This window comes from Methylobacterium sp. Leaf399 (assembly GCF_001424525.1).
Classification (GTDB): domain Bacteria; phylum Pseudomonadota; class Alphaproteobacteria; order Rhizobiales; family Beijerinckiaceae; genus Methylobacterium.
Genome location: NZ_LMQK01000012.1, coordinates 412,332 through 438,923, shown reverse-complemented (window position 1 = coordinate 438,923; position 26,592 = coordinate 412,332). Strand labels below are relative to the sequence as shown.

Annotated in this window: 27 protein-coding genes; 19 read left to right on the top strand and 8 right to left on the bottom strand. The window is 69.3% G+C overall.

What is annotated here, in order from left to right:
* The first annotated feature begins 1 nt into the window (after position 1).
* From ASG40_RS10135 to ASG40_RS10105, 7 genes are all read left to right on the top strand, one after another.
* Complete coding sequence (locus tag ASG40_RS10135; RefSeq protein ID WP_055884525.1) at positions 2–979, top strand: beta-ketoacyl-ACP synthase III; 978 nt, start codon at positions 2–4, stop codon at positions 977–979.
* Between the two features lie 96 nt (positions 980–1,075).
* Positions 1,076–1,396: an integration host factor subunit alpha gene (locus ASG40_RS10130; protein ID WP_055884521.1), complete on the top strand. Its 321-nt coding sequence runs from the start codon at positions 1,076–1,078 to the stop codon at positions 1,394–1,396.
* Between the two features lie 6 nt (positions 1,397–1,402).
* Positions 1,403–1,921 carry a MerR family transcriptional regulator gene (locus tag ASG40_RS10125; protein ID WP_055884518.1) on the top strand — a complete coding sequence of 173 codons (519 nt, stop codon included), beginning with the start codon at positions 1,403–1,405 and terminating at the stop codon, positions 1,919–1,921.
* Between the two features lie 218 nt (positions 1,922–2,139).
* Positions 2,140–2,577: a hypothetical protein gene (locus ASG40_RS10120; RefSeq protein WP_055884513.1), complete on the top strand. Its 438-nt coding sequence runs from the start codon at positions 2,140–2,142 to the stop codon at positions 2,575–2,577.
* 333 nt (positions 2,578–2,910) lie between these two features.
* Positions 2,911–4,857: a PrkA family serine protein kinase gene (locus ASG40_RS10115; protein WP_055884509.1), complete on the top strand. Its 1,947-nt coding sequence runs from the start codon at positions 2,911–2,913 to the stop codon at positions 4,855–4,857.
* An 85-nt stretch (positions 4,858–4,942) separates the two neighbouring features.
* A complete protein-coding gene (locus ASG40_RS10110; RefSeq protein ID WP_055884506.1) occupies positions 4,943–6,244 on the top strand; it encodes a YeaH/YhbH family protein in 1,302 nt (433 codons plus the stop codon).
* Complete coding sequence (locus tag ASG40_RS10105) at positions 6,241–7,815, top strand: SpoVR family protein (protein WP_055884502.1); 1,575 nt, start codon at positions 6,241–6,243, stop codon at positions 7,813–7,815. The genes ASG40_RS10110 and ASG40_RS10105 overlap by 4 nt, the downstream gene beginning before the upstream one ends.
* Before the next feature lie 12 nt (positions 7,816–7,827).
* Here the strand turns inward: ASG40_RS10105 and ASG40_RS10100 are convergent, their stop codons facing one another.
* The gene (locus tag ASG40_RS10100; RefSeq protein WP_055884498.1) at positions 7,828–8,034 is read right to left on the bottom strand and encodes a hypothetical protein; all 207 of its coding nucleotides are present in this window, start codon (positions 8,032–8,034) and stop codon (positions 7,828–7,830) included.
* A gap of 269 nt (positions 8,035–8,303) precedes the next feature.
* Here ASG40_RS10100 and ASG40_RS10095 point away from each other — a divergent pair, with 269 nt between their 5' ends.
* On the top strand, positions 8,304–9,596 hold the full coding sequence (locus tag ASG40_RS10095) for a nicotinate phosphoribosyltransferase (RefSeq protein WP_055884779.1): 1,293 nt from the start codon (positions 8,304–8,306) through the stop codon (positions 9,594–9,596).
* A 7-nt stretch (positions 9,597–9,603) separates the two neighbouring features.
* Here the strand turns inward: ASG40_RS10095 and ASG40_RS22370 are convergent, their stop codons facing one another.
* Positions 9,604–10,635: a methyl-accepting chemotaxis protein gene (locus ASG40_RS22370; RefSeq protein WP_274533825.1), complete on the bottom strand. Its 1,032-nt coding sequence runs from the start codon at positions 10,633–10,635 to the stop codon at positions 9,604–9,606.
* A 513-nt stretch (positions 10,636–11,148) separates the two neighbouring features.
* On the opposite strand from ASG40_RS22370, the gene ASG40_RS10085 reads away from it, so the two are divergent.
* The 3 genes from ASG40_RS10085 to hisN all read left to right on the top strand — a co-directional run bounded on the left by ASG40_RS10085 (position 11,149) and on the right by hisN (position 14,917).
* Positions 11,149–11,934 (top strand): LamB/YcsF family protein, encoded by a 786-nt coding sequence (locus ASG40_RS10085; RefSeq protein ID WP_055884495.1) that lies wholly within the window; start codon positions 11,149–11,151, stop codon positions 11,932–11,934.
* Between the two features lie 129 nt (positions 11,935–12,063).
* Entirely contained in the window at positions 12,064–14,046 is a 1,983-nt protein-coding gene (locus tag ASG40_RS10080; RefSeq protein ID WP_082523993.1) for an AI-2E family transporter, read from the top strand.
* An 82-nt stretch (positions 14,047–14,128) separates the two neighbouring features.
* Positions 14,129–14,917: a histidinol-phosphatase gene (gene hisN / locus ASG40_RS10075; protein ID WP_055884488.1), complete on the top strand. Its 789-nt coding sequence runs from the start codon at positions 14,129–14,131 to the stop codon at positions 14,915–14,917.
* A gap of 9 nt (positions 14,918–14,926) precedes the next feature.
* On the opposite strand, the gene ASG40_RS10070 is transcribed toward hisN, so the two are convergent.
* Positions 14,927–15,907 carry an alpha/beta fold hydrolase gene (locus ASG40_RS10070; RefSeq protein WP_055884484.1) on the bottom strand — a complete coding sequence of 327 codons (981 nt, stop codon included), beginning with the start codon at positions 15,905–15,907 and terminating at the stop codon, positions 14,927–14,929.
* Positions 15,908–16,087: 180 nt separating this feature from the next.
* Between ASG40_RS10070 and ASG40_RS10065 the strand changes: the two genes are divergently transcribed.
* Positions 16,088–16,576 carry an Hsp20 family protein gene (locus ASG40_RS10065; protein ID WP_055884480.1) on the top strand — a complete coding sequence of 163 codons (489 nt, stop codon included), beginning with the start codon at positions 16,088–16,090 and terminating at the stop codon, positions 16,574–16,576.
* Positions 16,577–16,683: 107 nt separating this feature from the next.
* Here the strand turns inward: ASG40_RS10065 and ASG40_RS10060 are convergent, their stop codons facing one another.
* Together ASG40_RS10060 and ASG40_RS10055 are read right to left on the bottom strand one after the other, a co-directional pair.
* Positions 16,684–16,998 (bottom strand): hypothetical protein, encoded by a 315-nt coding sequence (locus ASG40_RS10060; RefSeq protein WP_055884477.1) that lies wholly within the window; start codon positions 16,996–16,998, stop codon positions 16,684–16,686.
* Between the two features lie 152 nt (positions 16,999–17,150).
* Positions 17,151–17,618: a hypothetical protein gene (locus ASG40_RS10055; protein ID WP_055884473.1), complete on the bottom strand. Its 468-nt coding sequence runs from the start codon at positions 17,616–17,618 to the stop codon at positions 17,151–17,153.
* A gap of 264 nt (positions 17,619–17,882) precedes the next feature.
* Between ASG40_RS10055 and ASG40_RS10050 the strand changes: the two genes are divergently transcribed.
* Positions 17,883–18,749, top strand: a complete 867-nt coding sequence (locus ASG40_RS10050; protein ID WP_055884469.1) for a Kdo hydroxylase family protein — start codon at positions 17,883–17,885, stop codon at positions 18,747–18,749.
* A gap of 44 nt (positions 18,750–18,793) precedes the next feature.
* A complete protein-coding gene (locus ASG40_RS10045) occupies positions 18,794–19,093 on the top strand; it encodes an antibiotic biosynthesis monooxygenase family protein (RefSeq protein WP_055884463.1) in 300 nt (99 codons plus the stop codon).
* A gap of 24 nt (positions 19,094–19,117) precedes the next feature.
* On the opposite strand, the gene ASG40_RS10040 is transcribed toward ASG40_RS10045, so the two are convergent.
* On the bottom strand, positions 19,118–19,546 hold the full coding sequence (locus ASG40_RS10040) for a hypothetical protein (RefSeq protein ID WP_055884459.1): 429 nt from the start codon (positions 19,544–19,546) through the stop codon (positions 19,118–19,120).
* A gap of 405 nt (positions 19,547–19,951) precedes the next feature.
* Between ASG40_RS10040 and hemC the strand changes: the two genes are divergently transcribed.
* Complete coding sequence (gene hemC, locus ASG40_RS10035) at positions 19,952–20,875, top strand: hydroxymethylbilane synthase (protein ID WP_055884454.1); 924 nt, start codon at positions 19,952–19,954, stop codon at positions 20,873–20,875.
* Positions 20,876–20,907: 32 nt separating this feature from the next.
* Here hemC and ASG40_RS10030 read toward each other — a convergent pair whose 3' ends face one another.
* Positions 20,908–21,969 carry a GSCFA domain-containing protein gene (locus ASG40_RS10030; RefSeq protein ID WP_055884451.1) on the bottom strand — a complete coding sequence of 354 codons (1,062 nt, stop codon included), beginning with the start codon at positions 21,967–21,969 and terminating at the stop codon, positions 20,908–20,910.
* Positions 21,970–22,214: 245 nt separating this feature from the next.
* Here ASG40_RS10030 and ASG40_RS10025 point away from each other — a divergent pair, with 245 nt between their 5' ends.
* Positions 22,215–23,120 (top strand): WcbI family polysaccharide biosynthesis putative acetyltransferase, encoded by a 906-nt coding sequence (locus ASG40_RS10025; RefSeq protein WP_244480581.1) that lies wholly within the window; start codon positions 22,215–22,217, stop codon positions 23,118–23,120.
* A 22-nt stretch (positions 23,121–23,142) separates the two neighbouring features.
* Here ASG40_RS10025 and ASG40_RS10020 read toward each other — a convergent pair whose 3' ends face one another.
* Positions 23,143–23,535 carry a response regulator gene (locus ASG40_RS10020; RefSeq protein ID WP_055884768.1) on the bottom strand — a complete coding sequence of 131 codons (393 nt, stop codon included), beginning with the start codon at positions 23,533–23,535 and terminating at the stop codon, positions 23,143–23,145.
* Positions 23,536–23,868: 333 nt separating this feature from the next.
* Here ASG40_RS10020 and pal point away from each other — a divergent pair, with 333 nt between their 5' ends.
* The 3 genes from pal (at position 23,869) to tilS (ending at position 26,552) form a co-directional block, all read left to right on the top strand.
* On the top strand, positions 23,869–24,369 hold the full coding sequence (gene pal, locus ASG40_RS10015) for a peptidoglycan-associated lipoprotein Pal (protein WP_055884449.1): 501 nt from the start codon (positions 23,869–23,871) through the stop codon (positions 24,367–24,369).
* A 129-nt stretch (positions 24,370–24,498) separates the two neighbouring features.
* Positions 24,499–25,470, top strand: coding sequence for a tol-pal system protein YbgF (gene ybgF / locus ASG40_RS10010; RefSeq protein ID WP_055884445.1), 972 nt, complete (start codon positions 24,499–24,501; stop codon positions 25,468–25,470).
* Positions 25,467–26,552 carry a tRNA lysidine(34) synthetase TilS gene (gene tilS, locus ASG40_RS10005; RefSeq protein WP_200944231.1) on the top strand — a complete coding sequence of 362 codons (1,086 nt, stop codon included), beginning with the start codon at positions 25,467–25,469 and terminating at the stop codon, positions 26,550–26,552. Before ybgF ends, tilS begins: the two co-directional genes overlap by 4 nt.
* Positions 26,553–26,592: the final 40 nt, after the last annotated feature.

The window sequence follows — 26,592 nt, the reverse complement described above, 5'->3', positions numbered from 1 at the left end:
GATGACGATCCTGCGTTCCGTGGTCGTGGGCGGGGGCTCGGCGCTGCCGTCGCGCTGCGTCAGCAACGCCGCGCTGGCCGAGACGGTGGACACCTCCGACGACTGGATCGTCCAGCGTACCGGTATCCGGCAACGCTACCTCTGCGGCCCCGGCGAGACCACCTCGGTGCTGGGCGCCAGGGCGGCGCGGGCCGCCCTCGACGATGCGGGCCTGACCCCCGACGACATCGATCTCGTGATCTGCGCCACCTCGACGCCTGACCACACCTTTCCCTCGACGGCGACGCAGATCCAGGCGGCGCTCGGCATCCACCAGGGCTTCGCCTTCGACCTTCAGGCCGTCTGTGCCGGCTTCGTCTATGCGGTGACCACCGCCGACAAGTTCCTGACCTCGGGCTCGGCCAGGCGCGCGCTGGTCGTCGGCGCCGAGACCTTCTCGCGCATCCTCGACTGGGAGGACCGGACCACCTGCGTCCTGTTCGGCGACGGCGCCGGCGCCATCGTGCTCGAAGCTCAGGACGGGCAGGGGACGATCGCGGACCGCGGCGTGCTCGCCTCCAGCTTACGGTCGGACGGCCGCCATCGCGACAAACTCTACGTCGACGGCGGTCCCGGTTCGACCGGCACCACCGGGCACCTGCGGATGTCGGGCAAGGAGGTGTTCCGATTCGCCGTCGGCTCGGTCACCGACGTGATCCTCGACGCCTTCAATGCCACCGGGACGACCGCGGACGACCTCGACTGGTTCGTGCCGCACCAGGCCAACCGCCGCATCATCGAAGCCTCGGCCGACAAGCTCGGGATCGCCCGCGACAAGGTGGTGCTGACCGTGGACCGGCATGGCAACACCTCGGCGGCCTCGATTCCGCTGGCGCTCGACGTCGCCCGCAAGGACGGGCGCATCAAACCCGGCGACCTCCTGATGATCGAGGCCATCGGCGGCGGGTTCACCTGGGGCGCCGCGCTGATCCGCTGGTAAGGCCAAGGCTTTCTGTTGACCCGGACCGGGCGGGCGATTAGCGTGTCCGATCATAGAGATACGTGTCAAACGTAGAAACGGCCCGGGGACGGATTCATGAGTGGGAAGACGGTCACACGCGCCGATCTGAGCGAGGCCGTCTATCAGCAAGTCGGCCTGTCCCGCACTGAATCCTCGGCCCTCGTGGAGACGGTGCTCGCCGAAATCTGCGCTTGCCTCGCGCAGGGAGAAACGGTCAAGCTGTCCTCGTTCGGATCGTTCGTGGTGCGCAGCAAGGGCCGACGCATCGGCCGTAATCCGAAGACCGGCGTCGAAGTCGAGATCGAGCCGCGCCAGGTGATGGTGTTCAAGCCCTCCAACGTGCTCAAGGCCCGGATCAACGGCATGAACGGCGCGGCGGATCACGACGAGGAGTGAGCGACCATGGCGCTGGCGGCAACCCGGGATGGCGTTGACGGATCGGAGAAGAGCGCCGGGGCCTTCCGCACGATCAGCGAGGTCGCCGATGACCTCGACGTGCCGCAGCACGTTCTGCGCTTCTGGGAGACGCGTTTCACCCAGATCAAGCCGGTCAAACGGGCAGGCGGGCGCCGCTACTACCGGCCGGAGGACGTCGATCTCATCAAGGGCGTGAAGCGCCTGCTGCACGGGCAGGGCTACACCATCCGCGGCGCTCAGCGCATCCTGAAGGAAGGCGGCGTGCGCTTCGTCCAGTCGATCGGACGCGGCGAGGCCGAAGCGGCGGCGCCGGCGGCGCGCGACGCGGACACCGGCGAGGATGGGTCGGACGCCCCCACGTCCATGACCGCCACGGACCGCGCCCTCCTGGAAGACGTGCTCGCCGATCTTCAGGTCTGCCGCGACAGGCTTGTCGCCCTGCGGCTTCCGCCGGAGATGGATCTGCCGGACCTGGTGCTGCCGGACGTTTCCGCGGAATCGTGATTCCCGCCCGGTTTCGAGGCAATCTGCTTCGAGTCTTCCGTCGACCTCGGGCATCCGTGCCCCGGCAGAGGGCAGCCTGCCCAACCGATCATCGTCCGCCGCAGAGCGGACGGCCCTCGACGCTCCCCCTCGCGCTCCCCACATCACGGGTGTTGGGGCGCGACCGGGCCGGGACACTCCGGATCTCATCGGCGCGCCCGCACCGGAGTGTCATCCCGATGTTGATCCGTTCGTCCGCCATCCTCCTTGCAGGCCTCGCCCTGTCGGGCCCCGCCTTCGCCCAGACCACGGTCACCCGCAGCGAGAGCGTGGCCAGCGGCAAGTCGGTCAGGCTCGCCATCGTCCCGAACCTGAAGAAGGATTGCTCGGCCGGCCCGATGCCCGAGATCCGGGTCAGCGGCGCCCCCAAGAACGGGTCGCTCGTCACCAAGGTCGGCAAGATCAAGACGCCCGCGAGCTATCGCTGCCCGGGCAAGGACGCCGCCGTCCAGGCCGTCTTCTACGAGGCCAAGGCGAATTACACCGGCGCCGACGAGGTGGTGGTCGACATCAAGGATTCGGACGGCCAGGTGCAGACCCAGACCATCAAGATCACGGTGGGACCCGCCGCCGCCAAGACGGGCGGCGACGCCAAGAAGGAGGGGACCGACCTCTGAGGACGACGGACGGAGGGGGTGAGGCCGGGAACCGTACCGGCCTCGCTCCCATTCGATCGCGGGCAGGGCGTCAGGCGTGCACCTCCGCGATAGGCCGGCGAGCGATGGGCCGGCGATCCGACACGGCCGCCCTCGAGAGGTCGTGCGAGGGGAAGCCACGCACCGGCGGCCGGGCCCGGTGGTTCGGGCGCTCGGCCCAAATTCGGCCCCGTGTGGCCGTCATCACACGGGGTGTCCCGGCCTCCATCGCACTGCGACAAATCTGGGCCTGTCAGTTGCATCAGAGGCCAGACAGGATGAAGCTGCGAATGTCGTGAGGGGATCGGAGAGCCCATGCCGTCGACGAACGACCTTTTCCAGAGCTTTGCACGGGGCTACGAGGCCCGCCGCGATACGGAGATGAGCCTCTCCGACTATCTCGAGGCCTGCCGCGACGAACCCCTGATGTACGCCTCCGCCGCCGAGCGCATCCTCGACGCGATCGGCAAGCCGGAGTTCGTCGACACCGCCAAGGATGCCCGCCTCGGCCGCGTCTTCATGAACCGCACCATTCGGGTCTACCCGGCCTTCTCGGAATTCTACGGCATGGAGGAGACGATCGAGCGGATCGTCTCGTTCTTCCGCCACGCCGCGCAAGGGTTGGAGGAGCGCAAGCAGATCCTCTACCTGCTCGGCCCCGTCGGCGGCGGCAAGTCTTCGCTGGCCGAGCGCCTCAAGGCCCTGATGGAGGTCCATCCGGTCTACGTGCTCAAGGCCGGCAACGAGGTCTCGCCGGTGTTCGAGAGTCCGCTCGGCCTGTTCGACCCCGAGGTGATGGGGACCGAGATCCAGGAGCGCTACGGCATCCCGCGCCGGCGCCTCACCGGCCTGATGAGTCCCTGGGCCCTCAAGCGCCTCGACGAGTTCAACGGCGACATCTCGCAGTTCAAGGTGATCAAGGTCCGGCCGTCGCGCCTGCGCCAGATCGCCATCGCCAAGACCGAGCCCGGCGACGAGAACAACCAGGACATCTCCTCGCTGGTGGGCAAGGTCGATATTCGGCGGTTGGAGACCCTGAGCCAGGCCGACCCCGATGCCTATTCGTATTCGGGCGGCCTGAACCGCGCCAACCAGGGCGTCCTCGAATTCGTCGAGATGTTCAAGGCGCCGATCAAGATGCTCCACCCCCTGCTGACGGCGACGCAGGAGGGCAACTACGTCGGCACCGAGAACATCGGCGCGATTCCCTTCACGGGCATCATCCTCGCCCACTCGAACGAGTCCGAGTGGCAGACCTTCAAGACCAACAAGAACAACGAAGCCTTCATCGACCGCATCTACGTCATCAAGGTGCCCTACTGCCTGCGGGTGACGGAGGAGCAGCGCATCTACGAAAAGCTTGTCTCCGGCTCGGAATTGTCGGCGGCTTCCTGCGCACCGGGCACACTGGAAATGCTGGCTCGGTTCTCGGTGCTCTCGCGCCTTCGCGAGCATGCCAATTCCAATGCTTTCTCGAAGATGCGGGTCTACGACGGCGAGAGCTTGCGCGAGGTCGATCCCCGTGCCCGCTCGATGCAGGAGTACAAGGATTCCGCCGGCGTCGACGAGGGCATGGACGGGATCTCGACCCGTTTCGCCTTCAAGGTGATGGCGGCGACCTTCAACCACGACACGACCGAGGTCTCCGCCGACCCCGTCCACCTCATGTACGTGCTCGAACAGGCCCTTCGCCGCGAGCAGCTGCCGCCCGAGACCGAGAAGCGCTACCTCGAATTCATCAAGACCGAACTGGCGCCGCGCTACGCCGAGTTCATCGGGCACGAGATCCAGAAGGCCTATCTCGAGTCCTACCACGACTACGGCCAGAACCTGTTCGACCGCTACATCGACTACGCGGACGCCTGGATCGAGGACCAGGACTTCAAGGACGCCGAGACCGGCCAGCTCCTCAACCGCGAACTCCTCAACCAGGAGCTCACCAAGATCGAAAAGCCGGCCGGCATCGCCAACCCGAAGGATTTTCGCAACGAGGTCGTCAAGTTCGCCCTGCGTTCACGGGCGCAGCACGGCGGCCGAAATCCGTCGTGGACGAGTTACGAAAAGCTGCGCGAGGTGATCGAGCGGCGCATGTTCAGCCAGGTCGAGGAACTGCTGCCCGTCATCTCGTTCGGCTCCAAGAAAGACGGCGACACCGAGAAGAAGCACGGCGAGTTCGTGGAGCGCATGGTGGCGCGCGGCTACACCGAGCGGCAGGTTCGCCGCCTCGTCGAATGGTACATGCGCGTGAAGCAGGCCGGATGAGGACGGCCTCCGGACGGCTCCCTGCAGGGGACCGTCCGGACGACCGGGACCCGCGGCACTCCTGGGGCGAGGGCGAAGAGACCGGATGCACATCGTCGACCGTCGACTCAATCCGGGAGGCAAGAGCCTCCCCAACCGTCAGCGCTTCCTGCGCCGCATCAAGGACATGGCGCAGCGTTCGGTGCGAGAATCGGCGCGCGAGAAGGACATCAAGGATCTCGGCAAGGACGGCCGCGTCACCGTGCCGGTGGACGGGGTGCGCGAACCGCGCTTCAGCCGCCAGTTCGGCAGCGGGTTGCAGGACCATATCCTGCCGGGCAACAAGACCTACGTGGAGGGCGACCGTATCGAGCGCCCGCCCGGCGGATCGGGTGGCGGCGGCTCGGGGGAGGGCGGCGACGGCAACGAGAACAACGAGGACGCATTCCGCTTTGTCCTCACACGCGACGAGTTCCTGGAACTCTTCCTCGAAGACCTCGAGCTGCCCGACCTCGCCAAGCGACGGCTCTCCGTGGTGGAGACCGAGGGCCTGCGCCGGGCCGGCTACACGGTCTCCGGCTCGCCCGCCAACCTCGCCCTGACCCGCACCCTGCGCAACTCGATGTCGCGGCGCATCGCCCTCAAGCGTCCGAAGCCCGACGAGATCGCGGCCCTGGAAGCGCAGATCGCCGAGGCCTTCGAGACCGACCCCGGCCTGCCCGATCTCAGGCTCGCCCTGGAGGCCCTGCGCGAGCGCGCCAAGCGCATCCCCTACGTCGACCCCCTCGACCTGCGCTACCGCCGGTTCGAGACCTATCCGCGCCCGGTGGCCCAGGCGGTGATGTTCTGCCTCATGGACGTCTCCGGCTCGATGACCGAGCACATGAAGGACCTGGCCAAGCGGTTCTACATCCTGCTGCACATCTTCCTGACGCGCCGCTACCGCCACGTCGAGATCGTCTTCATCCGCCATACCGACAAGGCGACGGAGGTGGACGAGGAGACGTTCTTCGGCTCACGCGAGACCGGCGGCACGCTGGTGTCCTCGGCGCTCGTGGAGATGAAGCGGGTCATCACCGAACGCTACGACCCCAACGACTGGAACATCTACGCGGCGCAGGCCTCGGACGGCGACAACGTCTCGAGCGACGCGCCCACCGCCACCGACCTCCTGCGCGCCCACATCCTGCCGGCCTGCCAGCACTTCGCCTACCTCGAGGTCGGCGACGAGAACGGCCCGCGTGCCGGCTTCGTCGAGCACCGCACCACCCTGTGGCGCACCTACGAGGCCCTGGCGAAATCCGGCGGCGCCATCGCGATGCGCAAGGTCAACCACCGGCGCGAGATCTATCCGGTGTTCCGCGAACTGTTCGGGCGCAAGGATGCACGTACGGAGGCGGGGGCATGACGGGGACGGCACCAAGACACGTCTCGGGTGGAAACATCTCAGGTGCGCAGCAACCCCTGTTCACCGGCAACGACTGGGATTTCGACACCATCCGGCGCATCCACGAAGCCTGCGAGGCCGAGGCGGCCGCGCTCGGGCTGTCGTGGTACCCCAACCAGATCGAGATCATCACCGCCGAGCAGATGCTCGACGCCTATGCCTCGATCGGCATGCCGCTGTTCTACAAGCACTGGTCGTTCGGCAAGCACTTCGCCCAGCACGAAGCCGGCTACCGCCGCGGCCTGATGGGGCTGGCCTACGAGATCGTCATCAACTCCGATCCGTGCATCTCCTACGTCATGGAGGAGAACACGGCGACGATGCAGACGCTCGTCATCGCGCACGCCGCCTTCGGCCACAACCACTTCTTCAAGAACAACTACCTGTTCAAGCAGTGGACCGACGCGGAAGGCATTCTCGACTACCTCGACTTTGCCAAGGGCTTCATCACCCGCTGCGAGGAGCGCTACGGCCATCAGGCGGTGGAGCAGGTGCTCGATGCCGCCCATGCCCTGATGAGCCAGGGCGTGCACCGCTATCCCCGCAAGAAGCGCCCCGACCTCGCCTCGGAACAGCGGCGCGAGCGCGAGCGGCTGGAGCACGGCGAGCAGATCTACAACGACCTGTGGCGGACCCTGCCGCAGAAGGTCGCCGGCGTCCGGCCCGACGTGGCGATGGAGCGGCGCAAGGCGCTGCTCGAACTGCCCCAGGAGAACATCCTCTACTTCCTGGAGAAGGCGGCTCCCCGCCTGCGGCCCTGGCAGCGCGAGATCCTGCGGATCGTGCGCCTGGTGGCGCAGTACTTCTATCCCCAGCGCCAGACCAAGGTGATGAACGAGGGCTGCGCCACCTATTGCCATTACCGGATCATGAATAGCCTCTCCGAGAAGGGGCTGATCACCGAGGCGGCCTATCTCGAATTCCTGCAGTCGCACACCAACGTCATCCGCCAGCCGAACTACAACGAACGCGGCTACGGCGGGCACAACCCCTACGCCATCGGGTTCGCCATGATGCAGGACATCGCCCGCATCGTGGAGCAGCCCACCGACGAGGACCGGCAGTGGTTCCCCGAAATCGCCGGCACCGGTGACGCCATGGCGACGTTGCGCGATATCTGGGCGAACTACCGCGACGAGAGCTTCATCGCGCAGTTTCTCAGCCCCAAGCTCATGCGCGACATGCGCCTGTTCCACGTGGTGGACGACCCCGACGAATCCGAGCTGCGGGTGGCGGCGATCCACGACGAGCGCGGCTACCGCAAGCTGCGCCGCTCGTTCGCCCGGCAGTACGACGTCGCCTGGCTCGACCCCGACATCGAGGTGATCGACGTCGACCTCGAAGGGGACCGCCGCCTCATCCTCCACCACAAGGCCCTGAACCGCATCACCCTGCAGAAGGACGACGCCAAGCGCGTGCTCCAGCATCTCGCCGATCTGTGGGGTTACGACGCCGTGCTCAGGGAGATCGATCCGGCCACCGATGCGGTCCTGGCCGAACACAACGCCAGCGCGCGGCCGATCTTCTTCTGAGGGCCGCGCCCGTCAGCGGGCATCCAACAGGGTGTCCGGCCGGGCCGGCGTCAAAGGCCCTTGCGAGCCGGGCAGGAGCCCGCTGTCGATGAGCCAGAGCAGGGCCATCACCCCTGCGATCAGCGTCGCCAGCGAGGTCAGGCGGCCGATGTCGCGCCGCCGCACCAGCATGAGCACGAGGACGGCGAGCAGCGCGAGGCCGAGGAGCACCGTCAGCATGGGCGAGCATCGCCGGTCACGCGACACCCCGGCGCAGCCCGGGTCGGTGTCGCCGGCGGTCGCTCGGTGATCGTCATGCCCGCGCCATCCTGATCCCTCGCAACGACTACGGTTCCGTGATGCCGCACGGCTCGCCTCCCGGCAACCGCTCCGGGTTGGCGCGGCCGGCGACGACCTGCAGAGATGCGGCCTTCGGTTGACTCCGCCCTCGGCCTCGTGCGCCTCTGGCCGAGGCGGGCGAGGGGCTCCGCATGACCGGTACCGGCCACATGCTCGATCTCGCGACGCGGGTGCACAACCACAACTTTTCCATCGACCCGGTGGTGCGGTCGCTGCTCGACACCGATTTCTACAAGCTCCTCATGGCACAGACGATCTTTCGGCGACACCGCGACGCCGACGTGACCTTCGGGATCCAGAACCGCAGCCGCAGCGTCCGGCTCGCCGATTTCATCGATGCCGGCGCCTTGCGCGAGCAGCTCGACCACGCCCGCTCGCTGCGCCTCAGCCGCGGCGAGTCGACCTGGCTGCGGGGCAACACCTTCTACGGTCGCCGGCAGATGTTCTCGTCCGATTTCATGGAGTGGTTCGAGGGCTTTTCCCTGCCCGAGTACGAGCTCGAGGCCCGCGACGGGCAATACGTCCTCACCTTCCACGGCCCGTGGATCGAGACGACGATGTGGGAGGTGCCGGCGCTGGCCATCCTCAACGAGCTGCGCTCGCGCGGCGTGTTGCGCAGCCTCGGCAAATTCGACCTGCAGATCCTCTATGCGCGGGCCATGACCCGGGTCTGGGAGAAGATCGAGCGCCTCAAGCGCCTGCCCGGTCTGTCGATCGCGGATTTCGGGACCCGGCGACGGCACGGATTCCTGTGGCAGGACTGGTGCGTCGAAGCGATGCGCGAGGGCCTGGGCGAGGCCTTCCTCGGCACCTCGAACTGCCTCATCGCCCTGCGCCGGGAGGTCGAGGCGGTGGGCACCAACGCCCACGAGCTGCCGATGGTCTATGCGGCCCTCGCGGACGGCGACGCGGCGCTGGCCCGCGCGCCCTACGACGTGCTCGCCGACTGGCAGCAGGATTATGCCGGCAATCTCCTCGTCATGCTGCCCGACACCTACGGCACCACCGGCTTCCTGGCCGAGGCCCCGGACTGGATCGATGCCTGGACCGGCATCCGCATCGACTCGAAGGAGCCCATCGCCGGCGGCGAGGAGGCGATCGCCTGGTGGCGGTCGCGGGGCTGCGACCCGCGCGAAAAACTGGCGATCTTCTCCGACGGCCTCGACATCTCCACCATCGAGGCGATCCACGCCCATTTCCACGGGCGCATGCGGATCGGCTACGGTTGGGGCACCCTTCTGACCAACGATTTCCGCGAGCTGGCGCCGGAGGGCGGCCTCGACCCGATCTCCATCGTCTGCAAGGTCATCGCCGCCAACGGCCGGCCCACGGTCAAGATCTCGGACAATCCCTCGAAGGCGATCGGGCCCGAGGCCGAGATCGCGCGCTACCGGCGGGTGTTCGGTGTCGGCGAACTGGCGGCGATGCCGGTCGTGGTCTGAACCTTCCTCACGCGGGCGGCGTCTGCACGATGACGCCGTACCAGCCGAGCCCCGCATAGGTCTCGTAGCCGGGCGTGCGGTGGAAGGCGGTGACCGCGCCGGAGGTCGGGCTGCGCGCGGCGCCGCTCGCCTGCGTTCCGGGGGCGAAGGCCAGGGTCTCGGTGAGGGCGCCCTTGCCGTCGGAGGCGGCCAGGACGCGCCTGTCGGCATCCACGAGGAGAACGCGGGTGCGCGCCCTGTCCTCGGGGCTGACGCGCACGCCCTCGACGATGGCCTTGGCCTGCGGCTCCCAGTCGAAATGGACGGCGAGGATGCCCAGCGGCCGGCCGTTGGCGCTTCCGCCGGCGCGGATGCCGGCGCAATAGGTGGCGACCTGGGCGCCGCCGAGCAGGCCCTGCCGGGCGACGTCGCCGGCGACGTAGGCGTCGCCGGCGGGCAGGGCCATCGCCTCGCGAAACCAGGTTTCGCCCGCCACGCTTCGCCCGGTCAGGCCGGGATAGCGGTCGGGGCGGCCATGGGCGACGACCCGGCCGTCGAGGTCGCACAGCCACAGGTCGAGGTAGACCGTATAGGCCCCGAGGATGACCGCGAGCCGCTCCATGGCGTAGGCGATACGTTCCGGCGAGGGCGCGGCGGCGCATTCGACGATGGCGGTGTCGGTGGCCCACCAGCGGACGTCGCAGGTGCGCTCGTAGAGATTGCGGTCGATCAACTCGACCGCATTGAGGGCGAGGTCGGTGAGGCGGGCGTCCTCGGACGCCTGCGACAGGCTCTCGAACCGGCCCTGGAGCCCCGCGATCCTGTCCGAGAGCTCGTCCTCGAGGGCCTTGGCGATGACCTCGATCTCGGCTCCGATCGCCCGCACCTCCTGGGCGACCACGGAGAAGCCGCGCCCCATCTCGCCGGCGCGCGCCGCCTCGATCAGGGCGTTGAGCGCCAGCATCTTGACCTGGCCGGTGATGCCCTGGATGCGGCGGCTCTTGTCGAACGAGATCCGTTTGATCTCGCCGATCTCCTCGGCGATGCCGCGGATGCTCACCCCGGCGGGAGCCGCCTCGGCCGAACGCGCCGCCCTGTCCTCCCTCGAGATCGTCAGTCCAGCCACGGGGTCGCGTCCCTCTTGTGTTTCGTTGCGCGGATTATCCGTGGCGGCGCATTACAGTTTCATAAAGACGGGGGGATTTCGGCCGGTCGGTAGCGCTATCGATCCGGTTTCATCCCGTCGGGCGGGGTCGTCGTCCGTTCAAGAACAGATCACGCCAGGACATCACCCGGCGCCAAGACTGTGTTCACGCCGACCGTCGAAGGCCTCGGCGACGCGTCGATGCGGGAGCGCGCAATGAACCGGCACCCTCGGGGTCATGCCATCCTCAAACGCCGTATCGGGCACGGCTTGGAAAAATCAGGCCGTTCGGGCATGTCCCCACCCATGAACACATGCCCCCACCTATGAACACTTGTTCTCACCCATGAACACCTGCCCTGGGATCCGGGCCGTGCGCGGTCGGCCAATACGGCCGGGCGTTCCCGTCGCCCGCGCGGTGGCGCGGTCATGACGGGGGCTGCCGGTGACGGAAAGGTCATCGACCTCAATGCCGACCTCGGCGAGGGCTTCGGGCCCTACCGGATCGGCGACGATGCGGCGCTTCTGGACATCGTCACCTCGGCCAACGTCGCCTGCGGCTTCCATGGCGGCGATCCCGTCATCATGGTCGCCACCGCCGCCGCTGCGAAGGGGAGGGGGGTGGCGATCGGCGCCCATCCGGGCTTCGAGGACCGCCGCGGCTTCGGCCGGCGCCCGATCCGCCTGAGCGAGGCGGAGATCGAGGCCGAGGTCGCCTATCAGATCGGGGCGCTGCAGGCCTGCGCCGCCCTGGCCGGGCATGTCGTGACTTACGTCAAGGCCCACGGTGCCCTGGCGAACCTGTCGAACCGGGAGGACGGCGTCGCCGGGGCCATAGCCAGGGCGGTGCGCGCGGTCGACCGCACCCTTCCCGTGACGGTGATGCCCGGACTGGCGGCCGAACGCGCGGCGGAGCGGGCGGGCCTCAGGACGATCCGGGAAATCTACGCCGACCGCGCCTACGACGAGGACGGCCAGCTCGCCGACCGCAGCCTCCCCGGGGCGGTGATCCACGATCCCCCGGCGGTGGCGGCCCGCGTCGTGCGGATGGCGGCGGCGGGCGTGATCGAGACCCTGTCGGGACGGGCGATCCCGGTGTCCATCGACACGGTCTGCGTACACGGTGACGCGCCCGGCGCCGTGGCGACGGCACGGGCGGTCCGGGCGGCGCTGGAAGACGGCGGCTACCGGCTGGCGCCGTTCGCGACGGCGTGAATCCCCGGCACCCGGACCCGTCCACCGGGACATCCCGCCGGCGCCAGGGATCGATTGGTGCCGGACCGTCGTTTTGAATACGGATGCCGCGCCCGTGGGGCGTCGTCGAGAGCGGGCTTGATCATCGGAATGAATGCGAAGGCGTCCCTCCCGCGCTTGCGGGGCACCCGCGTACCGCCCGCCGAGACACCGCCGCCCGTGCTCGTCTCACCGGTCATCGTCACCGCGGTCTTGATCGCCGGGCTCTACGTGGCGCGGGACGTCCTGATCCCCATCGCCATCGCGATCCTGCTGTCGTTCGTCCTCGGCCCCCTCGTGAACCTCCTGCGCAGGCTGCGCCTGGGCCGTCTCTTCGCGGTGGCGTCCGCCGTCCTGCTGACGCTCGGGATCGCGGCGGCGCTCGCCACCCTGATCGGCGTCCAGCTCGCCGATCTCGCCGGCGACGTGCCACGCTATCGCGACACCATCGAGCGCAAGGTCGAGGGCCTGCGCGACAGTCCGGCCGGCCGGTTGACGGGTTATGTCGCCAGCATCGGCCGCTCCATGCGCGAGGGCGAGCGGACGGACGAGAAACCGAAGGACGAGGCTCCCAAGACCGAGGCGGCGCCCCAGCCCCCGCCGGTGAAGCCGATCCTGGTGGAGGTGCGCGAGCGCCCGCCGAGCCCCGTCGAACTCGCCACCACGGTGCTCTCGCCGGTGCTGCACCCCCTGGCGACCACCGGCATCGTGTTCATCGTGCTGCTGTTCCTGCTGATGCAGCGCGAGGACCTGCGCGACCGCATGATCCGGCTCGTGGGCTCGAACGACCTCCACCGCACCACCGTGGCGATGGACGACGCCGCCCGCCGCCTGAGCCGCTACTTCCTGGTCCAGCTCGGCCTCAACGTCGCCTTCGGCGTGGTGATCGGGGTCGGGCTCTATTTCATCGGTGTGCCGAATCCGGTGCTCTGGGGCATCTTCTCGGCGTTGATGCGGTTCGTGCCCTACATCGGCGCCGTCGTCTCGGCCGTCTTCCCGCTGGCGCTGGCCGCCGCGGTCGACCCAGGCTGGTCGATGGTCATCGCGACGCTGATCCTGTTCCTCATCCTCGAACCGCTGGTCGGCCACTTCATCGAGCCGATGCTGTACGGCCACTCCACCGGCATGTCGCCGTTCGCCGTCCTCGTCTCGGCGCTGTTCTGGACCTGGCTGTGGGGGCCGGTCGGGCTGCTGCTGTCGACGCCGTTGACGGTGTGCCTGGTGGTGCTCGGCCGGCACGTCGACAAGCTCGAATTCCTGGAGGTCCTGTTCGGCGACAAGCCGGCCCTGACCCCGGTGGAGAATTTCTACCAGCGCATCCTCGCCGACGACCCGGAGGAAGCGCAGGAGCACGCCGAACTGCTGCTGCAGTCCTGCTCGATGCTCAGCTATTACGACGACGTCGTCCTGAAGGGGCTCGAGCTCGCCGCGCGGGACGCCGGGCGCGGTGTCCTCACCGCCGAGCAGAAGACCGACATCCGCGCCAGCATCGCCGGGCTCGTCGAGGACATGGCCGGCCGCGAGGTGGCGGGGGACGCCACGGAGCGCGTGGCGGAGGTGCCGCCGGCCTGGCGCCGGCCCGGCGCGGTGCTGTGCGTGGCCGGCCGCAGCTTCGTCGACGATGCCGCCTGCGCGATCCTCGCCCAACTCCTGGCCAAGCGCGGCTTCGGCATCCGCGTGGTCCCGTTCTCCGAGGTGTCCAAGGCCAAGATCGACGATTTCCGCGACGACGACGGCGAGACGGGGCCGGCCCGGATGATGTGCGTGGTATCTCTGGCCATCAACGGTGAGCCGACACACCTGCGCCGCCTCGTGACGCGGTTGCGCCGGCGCATGCCCGACATCCCGGTGGCGGTCGGCGTCTGGCAGGCGGACGATACCCTCCCCGACGAGGCCGCGAAGCGCGACATCGGCGCGGATGCCAACCTCGTTTCGTTCCGTACCTCCCTGGAGGCCGTCGCGGCCATGGCCGCCGCCGACCCCGGCCCCGCCATGCCGCCCGAGCCGGCCGCGGTCGAGCCGGCGCCCGTCGTCGCCCCCGCCGACCTCGACCTCGGCCGCATCCTGGCCGGACCGCCCACCGCCCAGGCGTGACGACCCTCGAAAAGCCCTTGACGCTGGCTGGCCGAGACGGCTTGCCTCATCGACGCTGAAGGGCCGAACGGGGGGTCATGCGATGGCGGTGGTCGATCTCGCGCGGTTCATGGACGATCTCGCCGCCCAGTCGGGCCAGGCGATCCTGCCGTTCTTCCGGGCCGCCTTCGGCATGGATGACAAGACCCGCGGTGCCGGGGCGTTCGATCCGGTGACGGAAGCCGACCGCGCCGCCGAACTCGTCCTGCGCAAGCTGATCGGAAAGACCTTCCCGACCCATGGCATCCTGGGTGAGGAGTTCGGCGACGAGCGGCTCGAATCCGAATACGTCTGGGTGCTCGACCCCATCGACGGGACGCGGGCCTTCGTGGCCGGCCTGCCGACCTGGGGCACCCTGATCGGCCTCACGCGCAACGGCGTGCCGGTGCGTGGACTGATGCACCAGCCCTTCCTCGGCGAGAGCTTCTCCGGAGACGGCGGCGGGGCGCGGCTGCGCGGACCGCGTGGCGAGCGCATCCTCTGCACCCGGCGCATCGCCGATCTCTCGGAAGCCCTGCTGGCGACCACCGACCCGCGCCTGTTCGCTCCCGGCGAGGAGCGCGAGCGGTTCGCGACCCTGGAAGGCCGCACGCGCCTGTCGCGCTACGGCACCGACTGCTACGCCTATTGCATGCTCGCCGCCGGCCAGATCGACCTCGTCGTCGAGGCGGGCCTCAAGCCCTACGACATCGTCGCCCTCATCCCGATCGTCGAGGGGGCAGGGGGCGTGATCACCACCTGGGACGGCGGTTCGGCCGCGGGCGGCGGCCGCATCGTGGCCGCCGGGGACCGACGCCTCCACGAGGCCGCCCTGGCGATCCTCAACCCCTGAGCTGCACCCTCATCCCACCGCCAGCGCGGCCGGATCGGCCTCGGCGACGGCGGTGCCGGGCACGAATGCGTCGAACGCGGCCCAGAACCGGTCGCGGATGACGTCGGTCTCGGACAGGATCTCGTGGCGGGCGCCGGGCAGGACGATGACGTCGCCCACTCGCATCCGCGCGCCGAACCGCTCGGTCGTGGCCGTGCAGCAGACCGGATCGGCGCCGGCGGCGACGATCAGCGTCGGGATCGTGATGGTGCCGGCCAGACGCAGGTCGCGCAGGCGTGCCATGGCCCGGAAGGCCTCGGCCGCCCAGGCGATGCTCGGATCGCCGACGGCTCCCGCCCCCACCGCCTGCGCCGCCCTGGCGTTGCGGGCATAGCGGACGCGGTCGCCGCTGAGGCGGTTGCCTTCGAAGGGCTTGGTGGCGATCGACACGGCGTTGCCGCCGGCAATGTAGCGCTGCCCGAGGCCGATGCGCTGCAGGAGACGGGCGGCGACCGAATTGACTCGCGGCCAGCGTACCATCGTCAGCCCCAGCATCGGCGCCACCGTGACGATCCGCCGGAACGGCAACCAGCCCTCCACCGCCCCGGTGAGCACGACGGCACCCCCCATCGAATGGGCGAGGCAGACGTGGGGATGCGGCATGGACGGGCGCAGCACCGCGTCCTCGATGGCCTTGAGGTCGCGGCGATACTCCTCGAACCGGCCGATATGGCCGCGATGGGGATCGTCGAGCACCCGCGCGGATTCACCGTGGCCCCGCCAATCGAAGGCCACCACGGCGAATCCCCGGGCCCTCAGGTCGCCGATGGTCTCGTAGTACTTCTCGATGAATTCGGCTCGACCCTGGACCAGGCAGACGGTGCCCTTCTGCATCCGCCCGGTGGACGTCCAATGGGCGGCCCGCAGGGTGATCCCGTCGGACGTGACCACCGGCACGAGGGTGCCGCCGGGGGGGACGGGATTGTCGGGGGTGTCACGCAGGGTCAGCATCGGCCGGTCCTGAAATCGCAAAAGGAGCGCGAAAAAAATCGGCCGCCCCGATGGGCGGACCTCTTGAAGGGTCGGAAAAGCATACCGATCTCAGTCCTGTGCCGGCCAATACGGCGGCACGACAGTCCGGCCTTCGGGCGGACCTTGACGTTACATGTTGCTTCACTTGGAGGATATGTCATGCGCCAGTTCGATCTTGCTCCCCTCTACCGTTCGACCGTCGGCTTCGATCGCCTGTTCTCGGCCCTCGACCAGTTCGTCGCCAGCGACGCCGTCTCCAGCTATCCGCCCTACAACATCGAGCGCACCGGCGAGAACGCCTACAGGATCACCGTGGCCGTCGCCGGCTTCACGGAGGCGGATCTCTCCATCGAGGTCAAGGAGAATGCGCTGACCCTGAAGGGCGAGCGCAAGGGCGAGGCCTCTCGCACGACCGAGGTGCTGCACCAGGGTATAGCCGCACGCGGTTTCGAGCGTCGCTTCCAGCTCGCCGACTACGTTCAGGTGACGGGTGCGTCACTCGATCACGGCCTGCTCCATATCGATCTCGTCCGCGAGATTCCGGAGGCGAAGAAGCCGCGCCACATTCAGATCGCGTCGGGATCGACCCGGACGACACCGGTGATCGAGGGCACCGCCCAGGAGAGCCGGACCCGGGAAGCCGCCTGATCGGTTTCGAGCGACCGGCTCCGAATGAGCCATTCATCACATGCTGACCGAAGCGCCCCGACCGAGGTCGGGGCGCCTTTCGTGCGGATCTATACCAGGGGCCGGTGCTAGAAGGCGCCGTCGAAACGGTCGCCGCGACCGGGCTCCTTGCAGCGGTAGCCGATGAAGCATTGCGGCGTGTCGCGGGTCGGTGCGATGGCGCGGGTGGCGATCTCGGTCACCTCGCAGAAGCCACGGTCGCGCACGAAGCGATCGTAGGTCGGACCGCCGGTGCCGAGCACGATGCCGCCGGCCTGAGCGACGGTGGCCTGGGCCTGCCGGCAGGTCATGTCGACCGTTGACGGACGCTGCGCCTGCGCCGAGGTCGACAGAACGACGAGCCCGAGGACGAGGCCGGTGCGGAGGGTGGCGGGGCGGGTCATGAGGCTTGTCCCATCTGCGATGATCCGGACGGAAAACACGCCGGCCTGTCGCCCGGATCCACGAACCTAGTGTGCTCGCGTCGACCGGGCGCGGGCAGATCGGAGGCGTCGGCCACGCCTGAACATCTCCGAAGCCTGGAGATCTCCGACCTCTAGAGATCGCCGAAGACCAGCTGTCCTTGAGGCCCGGCGGGTTTCGCGGGCCGCGCCGGCCGCGGCGGCTTCGCACGTGTCGGGCGAGAGGCCTGGGGTCTGGCCGGCGCGGCCGGGCGCTTGGCCGGCGCATCGCCGCGCATCTTGGCCTTGGCCTTGTCGCGGGCCACCGCTTCGGGCGATTGCGGGTCGTCGTTGAGCCACTTGCCGCGCTTGATCACCTCGTTGACCCGGCCCTGGTTGACGCCGACCTTGAAGGCGATCTCCTGCTGCGTCATGCCGGTGGAGGCGTGCAGGTCGAGGATCGCGCGGGCGAGTTCGGGGGTCATCTTCTGGCCGGTCAGGCGACGGGCGGGCTTGATCGTGCGGGTCGCGCGGTCACGCTCGCGCAGACGCTCGAGCAGCGCCAGCGCCATGAGCATGCCGTGCTCGCGCAGGGACTCCTCGAATTCCTTCAACGTGGCCATCGGCGCATCATCCCCGTCGGCTCTCGAACCGAATCACGCGATTCCCGACGCGACGAGGTCGGGAAACAGTATTCGTTCGAAGGTGGGCTCGGCATGTACGCCTGGCAACCGGACGACACCGTCATCCACTGCGAAGTGACGTCACGGCCGACTTCGGAATCCAGCCGGACCGCTCCTCGGCGCGTCCCGCGACCCGCCCCTTGGCCTGCGCCCTCGCCATCGGCTACACCCGCGACCCTGTCGCCCACCGGAGGTCCACCGCCGATGATCAGTCCGATCGTGTCCGTGCCGACCGGGGCGCCCCCGAGCGGCGCGACCAGCCTCGTGGATGCGCTCGAGGGCGGCGCGGTACTGATGTTCCCGGACCTCGACTTCCCCTTGAGCCCGTTCGAGGAGCGGTTCGTCGAGCGCCCCTTCGCCGACGGCAAGGCCAAGAACGTCAACATCCGCGGCGAGGCCGCCACCCTCAAGGGGGCCGCCGGCACGCCCGAGGAGCAGGCGGCGCTGCGCGCCCTGCTGTTGCGCTACCGGGGCTTTGCCGATGACCTGATCCGGACCCACCTGCCGGCCTACCTCGGCAAGGTGACCCTGGCCGGCACCTCCTATCGCCCGTTCGAGGTGGACCAGCGCAAGCTGAGCTGGCGGCGCGACGATACCCGCCTGCACGTGGACGCCTTCCCCTCCAATCCCATCGGTGAGAAGCGCATCCTGCGGATCTTTCGCAATATCAACCGCGACGGGCAGCCGCGGCGGTGGCGGGTGGGCGAGGATTTCGGCAGCATGGCCGAGAAATTCCTGCCGCGCCTGCCCGGCTACTCGCCGCTCTCGGCACGGCTGCTGGCGGCCCTGCGCATCACCAAGGCGCGGCGCTCGGAATACGACCACCTCATGCTGCATCTCCACGATGCCCTGAAGCAGGACCTCGACTACCAGGCCAAGGCCCCCCAGCAGGACGTGCTGTTCACGCCCGGCCAGACCTGGGTGACCTTCTCGGACCTCGTCATGCACGGCGCCATGGGCGGCCGCTACATGCTGGAGCAGACCGCCTACCTGCCCGTCGCCGCCCAGGCCGATCCCGAGCGTAGCCCGCAGCGGATCCTGGCGCGAAAGCTCGGCCGTCCCCTGCAGTGACCGCCCTGTCCAGGCGCGTACAACCCAAGAACCAGGAATGTCGCATGATCCTCGAAATCGCTCAGATCGACGTGAAAGCCGGGACGGAAACCGATTTCGAAGCCGGCATCGCCAAGGCGGCCGCCTACTTCAGAACGGCCAAGGGCTGCCGTAGCTTCGCCCTCCGCCGCTCGATTGAGAAGCCCCAGCGCTACCGCCTACTGATCGAGTGGGACACCCTTGAGGACCACACCGTCGGATTCGTGAATTCCCAGGATTGGAAGGACTACCGGGCGCTGGTCTCGCCGTATTTCGAGTCGCCCCCCAGCGTCGAGCATACCGAACTGTCCCTCCGGTCGTTCTGACGCAAATGGCGGCCGCCCGTTTCGTCAGCCGGAGCCGCGCACGAACATCTTGAGCCGGCTGTCGAGGGCGTTCCACCGTTCGGCGATGCCGTGCCGCGCGCATCGCTCGAAGGTTTCGCCGACGAACAGAGCGTTTTCGTCGTGCTTCTGCCGGCAATCGAGCAGGGGCGGGACCGCGACGACGAGGGGCACGATCAGCAACAGCAGCAGGATGTCGAACACCACCCAGAGCGGCCAGGTCCGCGATGCCCGCTCCTTGGCGGCGGCATCGCCGTCACGCATTTTGACCTGACGCAGGCCGGGGTCTCCGGCCCGAAGGCGCTCGCGCGCCTCGCTGCGCAGGGCGACCGCGTCCGCATCCGGAGCCGTGAAGGCCTGGGTGCCCACCGCGTTCGAAGCGATGGCGCCGAGGCGTCGTTGCAGCGGGTCTGGCCCGGTCGCGTTCGATCTCATGGTCAACCCCGATCGAGGCGCCATCGCCCCATCGTCACAAAAGCGTGAATGCAAGATCCTAAGATATCGTTGGTTGTGGCCGCTCGTTTGAAGCGATCGTGGTCACCGGAATACCTCCGTCGCGGTGCGCGTCGTCTTTTCCATCGCGGCGAGGCGCCGGATGATCTCTCCGCGAGCGCAGGCGTTCGACCCGGCGACGCCCGAGCGGGCGGCCGTGCCGGAGCGGTGGCGACCGTCCACGATCCTCGCCCGGTGCGGGCGGGAGGACGGCATGGCAGGACATGGTGAAGACACGGTCGCGAGGGGCCTGCGCCTGCGGAGAGCCGGTGACAGGCGCGCGTGGCTTGCGTACCAAGACGGCAGGCCCGTCGTCGCAGCCGCGACCCGTCGAGAGCGTTTTCGTCCATGATCCAGCGTCCCCTGCGCATCGGTACCCGCGGCAGCCCGATGGCCCTGGCCCAGACCGGCATGGTCCGTGACAAGATCGTGGCCGCCAATCCGGGGCTGGAGACCGAGATCGTGGTGGTCAACACGGTCGCCGACCGTATCCTCGACCGGCCGCTCTCCGAGATCGGCGGCAAGGGCCTGTTCACGAAGGAACTGGAGCAGGCGCTGTTCGCCGACGTGGTCGACGTGGCCGTTCATTCCATGAAGGACGTGGAGACCTGGCTGCCCGACGGTCTCGTGATCGCCTGCGTCCTGGAGCGCGACGATCCGCGCGACGCCTTCCTGGCGCGCGACGTCGATCGCCTGTCGGACCTCGCCCCGGGCGCCAGTGTCGGGACCTCGTCGCTGCGCCGGGCGGCCCAGGTGCTGATGCGGCGGCCCGACCTGCGCATCGTGCCGATGCGGGGCAACGCCAACACCCGCATGCGCAAGCTCCAGGAGGGCACCTGCGACGCCACCCTGCTGGCCCTGTGCGGGTTGGAGCGCCTCGGGATGGTCGATGTCGCCCGCAGCGTCCTCGCCGTCGAGGAGATGCTGCCGGCCGTGGCGCAAGGCGCGCTCGGGATCGAATGCCGCGAGGACGATGCCGACGTACGCGCCCTGCTCGCCCCCCTGGTCTCGGCCACGGCGACGGCGGAACTGGCGGCCGAGCGCGGCCTGCTGGCGGAACTCGACGGGTCCTGCCGCACGCCGATCGCGGCGCTGGCACGGATCACCGGCGACCACCTCGCCCTCGACGGACTGCTGTTCCTGCCCGACGGGTCGGCTCATTGGGCGGTCTCGCGATCCGGGCCGGTGGCCGACGCCGCGCGCATCGGCCGGGAGGCCGGCGCCGACCTGAAGCGCCAGGCCGGGGACACCTACGCCCGGCATCTGCAGTAGCGCGCCCGCCGCCGGTCCTTTTTCGGCCCCGGTCAGGCGACGCTGCGCTCGATCTCCTCCTCGTCGCAGATCACCCCCGTGGTGCTCTGGTACTCGGCCGACAGGCTCGACATCGCCAGCGGCGGCCCGGCGCGGTCGGGCGCGAAGGTGGCCAGGAACGAGCGCATCACGTGGCGCACGCCGGCCTCCGAGATCGTGCGCTGGTCGTCGTTGTAGTAGCGCCCCGCGTTCACGTTGCTGGTCACGAGGTCGTAGGCCGGAAAGTACACGAGGCGGGGATCGCCCGAGGCGCAGACCTCGCCGGCCGCCACCCGCAGGACGGATTTCGAGTAGCTGTTGGACACCATGACGTGGCGGTCCATGTAGGTGGCGATCATCGGCACGGGGGAGACCGTGACGATCACCCGGGCGGCCGGATTCACGCTCCACAGCCGGTCGAGGAAGCCCTGGAGGTCGCCCAGCACTTCCGCCGCGCCGGCGTTGACGCACTCGTAGAGCGCCGGATCGTAGCTGCCTCCGGCGACGCCCGGGGCGAGGGGCAGGGCGGCGCCGTCGGCCCGCCAGCGCCATCCCTCGGTGAGGCCCAGGGTCAGGACGAAGACGTCGAGGGTCTCGAACAGCTCGCGGACACGGGCGAAATGATCGACCCTGGCGGCCTCGACCTGCGCCGGTGTCGCGAAGCCCGCAGGCTCCACGGTCGGCCGGAACGGATCGACGTAGCGGCCGTCCTCGCGCTCCCAGACCGACAGCTCGGGCGTGAAGAGGCCGTAGGCCCGGTCGAACAGCTGGGTGAACTGGCGCGTGTAGTAGAGGTTGCCGTAGCGGGCCGAGAAGGTGCCGAACTGGCGCTCGCGAACCTCGTCGGCCGGCATATCCGCGCCGGCACCTTCGGTGACGTGGTAGTTGAAGCCGGCCTCGCGCAGGGCCTCGGCCACGCGCTGGGCGAAGCAGGAACCGCCGGTGGCGACCTTGTCGGCGAGGCCGATGGCGAAGGGGCTGCGCGGGCGCGGGTCCACCGCGAAGGGCGGCAGGTTGGTGACGACCTTGCGCCAGAACCGCTCGGCCGGTAGATCGCTGTAGGGGTTCGTCGCCATCGAGACACCTTTTTCGCGGGTATTGTCCGGCCGAGAGAGATCCGGCGCCGTCGCGTCATCCGGCGGTCGAGTGCCCGACAACCCGGCGCGTATCGTGGTCCTGCCTCGTGGTCCTGCCTACGGTGTCCTTGCACAATCTGCCGCACCGCGCGATCAGGTCCCTGGCCTTGTCGGCATCATCCTGGGCGAGACCGTGGCGGACCGGCCGATCGGGTCGAACGGATGGCCACGGCCCGTCCTTCGCGGTGATCGGCAACTGCCAGGCGCGCGGCATCGCTCAGGCGATCCGCCTGCTCCGTCCGGGCAGCCCGGTCACTTACATTCCGATGGGCACGCTGCGCCGCCGCTACAGCACCGTCGAAGCACTCGCGGAACAGATCGCCGGCCACGCCCATGTCTACAGCCAGTTCGTCCCGCCGGACCTGATCCCCGGCGGGACCGACGCCCTGCGGGTGCTCGACCCGCGCATCGTCCGCTTCCCGACGCTGGTGTTCCAGGCCTATCACCCCGACATGGTCTACGCCGGGCCGATGACCACGCTGGCGGGCATGAAGCTCGCCCCGTCGCCGCTCGGCTTCTACCACTCGGCGATTGCCCTCTTCGCCTATCGCCTCGGGCTCGATGCCGGACAGACGGTGCGGCTCTACCGCGAGGACGTCTTCAGGCGCCTGGGCTACCTCGCCGGCTGGGACGATGCGGTCCGCGACCTCCTGGCCAATGCCGACGGGGTCGGCTTCCCCCTGGGAGCCGACCTGGTGCGCTGGTCCCGGCGGGGAGCGTTCATGCACCTCCTGAACCACCCCAAGGCCTTCGTCCTCGGCGACATCGCCAGGCGCCTCGTGATGGAAAGCGGCCTGACGCCAGAGCCGGTGGCGGTGGAGGACTATCTCGGCGACGACCTCGCCCGAGACGTGGTCTGGCCGATCTACCCGCCCATCGCGGAGGCCTACGGGCTGACCGGCTCCTACCTGTTCAAGGCGCGACCGCGTGGAGAGGCGTTCCCGACGCTCTACGACCTGCGCGGCTTCATCGACGCGAGCTTTGCCCTCTACGCGCGACAGGCCCCCGCCGACATCGCTTGCCACCGCGTGGAGACCTGGCTCGGTATGCCCGAGATCGTGGAGACGTTTCTGCGCGAGACGACGGCCTGACGACGCGCCCGACCCCGCCCCATCAGCCTGCGGCTCGCAGGGCCCGGCGAGGAGGGGCGGCCATCATCCGCACGAGTTCGACGAGATCGTTCACCCGAAACGGCTTTCGCAGGAACACGCTTCCGGCAACCGCCGACCGTTCGGGAAGGCGCGATGCCGAAGTGTAGATGACCGGCCGCCCCGGATTGAGCGCCCGGTAGGCCTCGGCCACCACCCAGCCGTCGATCAGGCCGGGCAGGTTGATGTCCGTGAACAGCCAGTCGACCTCGCCGGGGTTGCCGCGCAGGAAGGCCATGGCGTCCTCGCCGCTCGACACCGCCGTCGCGGTGATGCCCTGCCGCTTGCACAGGGTGGAGAGGAGATCGAGGAGGATGTAGTTGTCCTCGACGACCAGAACGACGGGCTTGCGGTCCATGGCGGCCATCCGCTTCAGATCGGCGACGATAGGAGCGGAATGGTTAACGCGCGACCAAGGTGGTCGCGGCGTCGCAACGATTGCGAGACGTCGCCGGCCGAGACCGAGCGCCCGGAGTCTGCGCGGCCAGGGTGCGTTGGCCGTTCCGAGCGGCGGCCCGGTACGGTGCGTCGCCGCACATGGGCGACCCGGTCAAGGCTCCATCAAGGTTGACGGAACCGTCGCTTAACCGGAACGACCCTAAAGACGCCATCGTGATGATCGCAAGGATGCGTCGCGAGACGCGTTGACGGCTTGCGGGCGACTGTCGCCCGAGCCCGAGGAGAAGAGACCATGGTGATGACCGCCCGCTTCCGCGTGCTTCCGCTGGTGGCGGCCCTGTGCGCCGCGCTCAGCGTGGCCGCCTGCACCAACGACAAGGATCTGGCCGACGCCTCGGGCTTCGGCGGCGGGGCCGGGACGCCCGGCAGCGCCCAGGACTTCGTGGTCAACATCGGCGACCGGGTGTTCTTCGAATCCGATTCCACCGACCTGACCCCCACCGCGACGGCGACCCTCGACAAGCAGGCGCAGTGGCTGCAGCGCTATCCCCGCTACACCTTCCTGATCGAAGGCCATGCCGACGAGCGCGGCACCCGCGAGTACAACTTCTCCCTCGGCGCCCGCCGTGCACAATCGGTGAACGACTACCTCGCCTCGCGCGGAATCGCGGCCGGGCGGATCCGCACCGTGTCGTACGGCAAGGAGCGGCCGGTGGCGGTGTGCAACGACATCTCCTGCTGGTCCCAGAACCGCCGTGCCGTCACCGTGCTCGACCGCGGCGCGGGTTCCTGAGGGGCGGCGGATCCGCATAGGGTCGGCGCCGCAATTTTGCCGCGGCGGCGGCCCTCTGATAGGGGCCTGATGCGCACTGCGCTCTCCCGGCCCGCGTCCTTCCAAGCTTCGATCATCGGTCAGACCGCCATGTTCCGTCGCCTCCTGCTCGCAACCGGCCTCGGCCTCGCCATGCTTGCGCCCGCCGCGGCGCAGGACGGTGCGGACTTCGTGGTGCGCCTCAACCGCATCGAGAACCAGTCGCGCCAGATGGCCGGGCAGATCGAGACGCTCCAGTACGAGAACCGGCAGTTGAAGGAACAGCTGCGCAAGTTCCAGGAGGACGTCGAATACCGCCTGAACGAGGGCAAGGGCGGAAAGCCCGCCGCGCCCTCCGGGACCAATCCCGGACAGGCCAAGCCCCAGAAGCGCAGCGACGCCTTCGATCCGGAGCAGAATCCCGGCCGTCCCGGCGCCCCCCAGCCCCTGGGTGCGACCGCTCCCCCGGCGGATGCATCGAACGGGATCGCGACGCTCCAGGCGGTCACGCCACCGCCCCAGCGCGGTCGCAGCGTCCCGCCCACGGTGGTCGAGGCCGACGACGACGAGCCCGGCCTGCCGCCGCCCGGCCTGGGCGGCCCCGTCGACCTCACCCCTCCGGGACGGGTCGCTTCGACCGGCGGCCTGCCGGCCGGCACGCGTTCTTCGGGCAGCGTCGCGGCCACCGGCAGCGGCGACGCGCAGGAGGACTTCGAGCTGGCCTACGGTCTGGTGCAGCAGCGCCAGTACGAGCAGGCGGAGATGAGCCTGCGCCAGTTCATCCAGTCCCATCCCCGCGACGCCCAGGTGCCGGCGGCGACCTACTGGCTCGGAGAGACCTACCTGCAGCGCAACCGCAACCGTGAGGCCGCGGAGCAGTTCCTGAAGGTCTCCACCGACTACGCCCGCTCGCCCCAGGCCCCCGAGGCGATGCTGAAGCTCGGCGCCTCGCTGGCGGCCCTCGGCGCCCGCGAGCAGGCCTGCGCCACCCTGGCCGAGTTGGAGCGCAAGTTCCCCTCCGTCGGCGCCAGCGTGCGGCAGAACGTGGCCCGCGAGCAGAAGCGCGCCCGCTGCGCCGCATGAACCCGGACGGGAGCGGCGACGCCCTCGCTCAGGGCCTCGCCCCGTTCCTGGCCGATGCCTCGTCGGGCATCGTCCTGGCGGTCTCCGGCGGCCCAGATTCCACCGCCCTGATGCATGCCGCGGCGGCGTTCGGTCGGGGCCGACTCCACGTCGCCACGGTCGACCACGACCTGCGGCCCGGTTCGGCGGACGAGGCGGCGCGGGTCGCCACAGCTGCCGGCGCCCTCGGCCTCTCCCATGCGACGCTGCTCTGGGAGGGAGCGAAGCCCGCCACCGGTATCGCGGCGGCCGCCCGCGCCGCCCGGTATCGCCTGCTTGCCGATTACGCCCGCGCCGTCGGCGCCGATCTCGTCCTCACCGGCCACACCGCCGACGACCAAGCCGAGACCGTGCTGCTCCGCCTCCTCGCCGGCAGCGGTGCCGCAGGGCTCGCCGGTATGAGCCCGGTGCGGGATCTGGCGCCGGGCCTTCGCCTCGGCCGACCCTTCCTGAGGCTGCCGAAGTCGGCCCTCGTCGCCTATTGCGAGGACCGGGGCATCGCCTACGAGAGCGACCCGTCCAATGCCGACGACCGCTTCGCGCGGGCGCGCCTGCGCCGGGCGATGCCCCTGCTGGCCCATGAGGGGCTGACGCCGGAGCGCCTGTGCCGGCTCGCCGCACGCTGCCGCCGCGACGAGATCGCGCTCGCGGGCCTGGCGCACGACGCACTGACGCGGGCCTCGCGCCCGGACCGGAGCGGGATCGTCCTCGACGGCGGCGTCATCGCCGCGCTCCCCGAGGCGGTGGCCTTGCGGGTGATCGGGCGGGCCCTGGCGGGGAGGGGGGGGAGCGTGCGCCTGGACCGCCTCGAGCGGCTGGTGTGCGAAGCGCTGCTGCCGGCCCTGCGGAAGGGCGCACCGATGCGCCGCACCCTGGCCGGTCATCTCGTGGCCGTGACGGAGCGCGGCGACGTCGCCGTGACCCTCGCGCCGCCGCGCCGGCCGGCCGGACGGCCCTGTGCCGTCGGCCTTGCCGCAGCCCCGCCTGATTTACTTGGCAAGGGGGAAGCCGCTGCCTACATTGTTCCTGCGTGCCAGGATTGACCTGCGAGTACGCGCAGCGCGCCGCACGCCCCCAGGGATC

Excerpts from the sequence above, each read along its gene's own strand:
- ASG40_RS10040 (WP_055884459.1), bottom strand. The coding sequence starts at position 19,546 with ATGAGATCGAACGCGACCGGGCCAGACCCGCTGCAACGACGCCTCGGC.
- ASG40_RS10050 (WP_055884469.1), top strand. The coding sequence starts at position 17,883 with ATGATCAGTCCGATCGTGTCCGTGCCGACCGGGGCGCCCCCGAGCGGC.
- ASG40_RS10060 (WP_055884477.1), bottom strand. The coding sequence starts at position 16,998 with ATGACCCGCCCCGCCACCCTCCGCACCGGCCTCGTCCTCGGGCTCGTC.
- hisN (WP_055884488.1), top strand. The coding sequence starts at position 14,129 with ATGGCGGTGGTCGATCTCGCGCGGTTCATGGACGATCTCGCCGCCCAG.
- ybgF (WP_055884445.1), top strand. The coding sequence starts at position 24,499 with ATGTTCCGTCGCCTCCTGCTCGCAACCGGCCTCGGCCTCGCCATGCTT.
- ASG40_RS10110 (WP_055884506.1), top strand. The coding sequence starts at position 4,943 with ATGCACATCGTCGACCGTCGACTCAATCCGGGAGGCAAGAGCCTCCCC.
- tilS (WP_200944231.1), top strand. The coding sequence starts at position 25,467 with ATGAACCCGGACGGGAGCGGCGACGCCCTCGCTCAGGGCCTCGCCCCG.
- ASG40_RS10125 (WP_055884518.1), top strand. The coding sequence starts at position 1,403 with ATGGCGCTGGCGGCAACCCGGGATGGCGTTGACGGATCGGAGAAGAGC.
- ASG40_RS10045 (WP_055884463.1), top strand. The coding sequence starts at position 18,794 with ATGATCCTCGAAATCGCTCAGATCGACGTGAAAGCCGGGACGGAAACC.
- ASG40_RS10120 (WP_055884513.1), top strand. The coding sequence starts at position 2,140 with ATGTTGATCCGTTCGTCCGCCATCCTCCTTGCAGGCCTCGCCCTGTCG.
- ASG40_RS10030 (WP_055884451.1), bottom strand. The coding sequence starts at position 21,969 with ATGGCGACGAACCCCTACAGCGATCTACCGGCCGAGCGGTTCTGGCGC.
- ASG40_RS10085 (WP_055884495.1), top strand. The coding sequence starts at position 11,149 with ATGACGGGGGCTGCCGGTGACGGAAAGGTCATCGACCTCAATGCCGAC.
- ASG40_RS10130 (WP_055884521.1), top strand. The coding sequence starts at position 1,076 with ATGAGTGGGAAGACGGTCACACGCGCCGATCTGAGCGAGGCCGTCTAT.
- ASG40_RS10020 (WP_055884768.1), bottom strand. The coding sequence starts at position 23,535 with ATGGACCGCAAGCCCGTCGTTCTGGTCGTCGAGGACAACTACATCCTC.
- ASG40_RS10135 (WP_055884525.1), top strand. The coding sequence starts at position 2 with ATGACGATCCTGCGTTCCGTGGTCGTGGGCGGGGGCTCGGCGCTGCCG.
- ASG40_RS10100 (WP_055884498.1), bottom strand. The coding sequence starts at position 8,034 with ATGCTGACGGTGCTCCTCGGCCTCGCGCTGCTCGCCGTCCTCGTGCTC.
- ASG40_RS10115 (WP_055884509.1), top strand. The coding sequence starts at position 2,911 with ATGCCGTCGACGAACGACCTTTTCCAGAGCTTTGCACGGGGCTACGAG.
- ASG40_RS10055 (WP_055884473.1), bottom strand. The coding sequence starts at position 17,618 with ATGGCCACGTTGAAGGAATTCGAGGAGTCCCTGCGCGAGCACGGCATG.
- hemC (WP_055884454.1), top strand. The coding sequence starts at position 19,952 with ATGATCCAGCGTCCCCTGCGCATCGGTACCCGCGGCAGCCCGATGGCC.
- ASG40_RS10070 (WP_055884484.1), bottom strand. The coding sequence starts at position 15,907 with ATGCTGACCCTGCGTGACACCCCCGACAATCCCGTCCCCCCCGGCGGC.
- ASG40_RS10080 (WP_082523993.1), top strand. The coding sequence starts at position 12,064 with ATGAATGCGAAGGCGTCCCTCCCGCGCTTGCGGGGCACCCGCGTACCG.
- pal (WP_055884449.1), top strand. The coding sequence starts at position 23,869 with ATGGTGATGACCGCCCGCTTCCGCGTGCTTCCGCTGGTGGCGGCCCTG.
- ASG40_RS10105 (WP_055884502.1), top strand. The coding sequence starts at position 6,241 with ATGACGGGGACGGCACCAAGACACGTCTCGGGTGGAAACATCTCAGGT.
- ASG40_RS10065 (WP_055884480.1), top strand. The coding sequence starts at position 16,088 with ATGCGCCAGTTCGATCTTGCTCCCCTCTACCGTTCGACCGTCGGCTTC.
- ASG40_RS10095 (WP_055884779.1), top strand. The coding sequence starts at position 8,304 with ATGCTCGATCTCGCGACGCGGGTGCACAACCACAACTTTTCCATCGAC.